This is a genomic window from Arthrobacter sp. P1_A5 (assembly GCF_056406825.1).
This window is the reverse complement of sequence record NZ_JBFTZL010000308.1, coordinates 1-2,365: the sequence shown is the minus strand read 5'-3', so window position 1 is coordinate 2,365 and position 2,365 is coordinate 1. Positions and strand designations below refer to the sequence as shown.

The 2,365-nt window shown below is 64.5% G+C and carries 3 protein-coding genes; all 3 read right to left on the bottom strand.

Features of this window, described 5'->3' with window-relative positions; translation table 11 throughout:
- Nucleotides 1–475, bottom strand: a 475-nt coding sequence (locus AC1D1S_RS20695) for an ATP-binding cassette domain-containing protein (RefSeq protein ID WP_476995397.1), incomplete at its 3' end; no start/stop codon positions are given.
- Nucleotides 472–1,518 (bottom strand): ABC transporter permease, encoded by a 1,047-nt coding sequence (locus AC1D1S_RS20690; protein WP_476995396.1) that lies wholly within the window; start codon nucleotides 1,516–1,518, stop codon nucleotides 472–474. The genes AC1D1S_RS20695 and AC1D1S_RS20690, both read right to left, overlap by 4 nt.
- A 115-nt stretch (nucleotides 1,519–1,633) precedes the next feature.
- Nucleotides 1,634–2,365, bottom strand: a 732-nt coding sequence (locus AC1D1S_RS20685; protein WP_476995395.1) for a substrate-binding domain-containing protein, incomplete at its 5' end; no start/stop codon positions are given.

Sequence of the window (2,365 nt, the reverse complement as noted above, 5' to 3'; positions counted from 1 at the left end):
GCACTGTCACGTCCTGCAGGGTGGAGATGCCCAACCGGGTCAGCTCTTCCTTGGCCTTGGTGCGCATGCCTTTGGTGTCGAGCATCCGGAACACGCTTCCGAGGAGCCCCGCGCGCCTTTCCTCACGGCCCAGGAACAGGTTGGAGGCGACGTCCAGCGCCGGTGAGACCGCCAGGTTCTGGTACACGGTTTCGATGCCGTGGACCCTGGCGTCCTGCGGCCGCTTGAAGTGCACCTGCTGTCCCGATACAAAGAGTTCTMCTGTGTCGGGAACTTCGGCGCCGGTGAGGCACTTGATCAGGGTTGATTTGCCTGCACCGTTGTCGCCAATGATCGCCAGGACTTCGCCCGGGTACAGGTCCAGGCTGACGCCGTCCAGTCCCACGACACGGCCGAAAGTCTTGACGAGGTTCCGGGCCTGCAGGATGGGCTCGCGCGTGGCGACGTGGGAGGCTTCAAATTCAGTCATGGTCATGACTTGACCTTTCGGATCCACTGATCGACGGACACAGCAACAATGATGAGGACGCCCACGGCGAGCGTCTGGTAGAGCACGTCCAGCCCGGCGAGCGAGAGGCCGTTGCGGAAGACCCCGACGATCAGGGCGCCGAGGAGGGTTCCCCAGACGGAGCCGCGGCCGCCGAAGAGGCTGGTTCCGCCGATGACGACGGCTGTGATGGAGTCCAGGTTCAGGTCCACGCCGCCGTTGGGGCTGGCTGCGTTGGTGCGTCCGATCTGGATCCAGGCGCCGACGGCCAGGACGGCGCCGGCTGCGAGGTAGACGCTCATGAGGACACGGTTTACCGGGATGCCGGCCAGGCGGGCGGCTTCCTTGTCATCTCCGACGGCGTAGACGTGCCGGCCCCAGGCCGTCTTGCCCAGGATGAAGGCGACCGCGATGTAGAGCAGGAGCATCATGACGACGCCCGTGGAGATCCTGACCGGGCCCACCGGGAAGGTGGTTCCTGTCCAGGTCAGCAGGGGCGGCATGGCCGAGCCGCGCACTGTCGCTCCGTTGGAGTAGAGCAGTGTCAGGGCGATGAAGATGTTCAGCGTGCCCAGGGTGACGATGAACGGCGGGAGCCGGAACCTGGTGACCAGGAATCCGTTCAGGGCTCCGGCGGCGAGTCCGACCGCCAGGCCTGCGAGCAGGGCTAGAGGCGCGGGTATTCCGTTGTTGACGGCGAGCTGGGCCATGACCATGGACGACAGGATCATCACGGCCCCGACGGAAAGGTCGATGCCTGCCGTAAGGATGATGAGGGTCTGGGCGATGGCCAGGGTGCCGACGACGGAGACCTGCTGGGTAATCAGGGAGAGGTTTTCAACCCGCAGGAACCTCTCATTGAGGAGGCTGAACACCACCACCGCGATGAGAAGCACGAGGGCGGGGCTGACGGCGGGGTAACGGTGGAGGATATTGCGTATCCGGCTAAGCGGTGTCTGGCGGTCGAGGAATTCCTCGGCCAGGTCGGCCTGCCCGGCGCTGGGCGGTCCGGCGGTCTGTTGCTGGGTCACGATTGGTCCTGATCTTCGGTGATGGTTGCTAGGGCGGAGCTAGCTCGGTAGATGAAGTGCGGGGAGGCCGATAGCGGACTCCGGCCTCCCCGTCCCCTTAGTGAAGCTGGGTGGGTTACTTTCCCCAGCAGATGTCGGAGGMCTCGGTGGTGGTGATGCTCTTGACGCCGTCGACCGGCTTGTCCGTGACAAGCTCGACGCCGGTGTTGTAGAAGTCAAGCCCCGGTGAGTTGGCCGGCTTCTGGCCGGTCTTGGCGAGCTCAACGATGGCCTTCACTCCCAGTTCGGCCATCTTGACCGGGTACTGCTGGGCCGTGGCACCGATGACTCCGGACTTGACGTTGTTGACGCCGGGGCATCCACCGTCCACCGAAACGACCAGGACGTCCTTTTCCTTGCCGGCAGACTTCAGGGCCTCGAAAGCGCCSGCCGCSGCGGGTTCGTTGATCGTGTAGACGACGTTGATGTTCGGGTTCTTGGACAGGAGGGTTTCCATGGCGGTGCGGCCGCCGTCTTCGGCGCCCTGCGAGGCCTGGCTGCCGACGATCTCGTATTCGCCGCCCTTGCCGCCGGTGTACTTTCCGGTCTTGGCCTCGTCACCGTTCTTCTTCTTGTCCGCGGTGTCGATGCCGAGTCCCGTGAGGAAGCCCTGGTCCCGGTTGTAGTCCACGGAGACAACCTTGTCGTCAAAAAGATCGACGAGGGCAATGGTCGCTTTCTTCCCCTCCAGCTGGGCTGCGGTCCACTTGCCGATCAGCTCACCCGCGGCGAAGTTGTCGGTCGCGAACGTGATGTCGGCGGCGTCGGCCGGGTCCGGAGGTGTGTCCAGGGCGATGACGAACAGGCC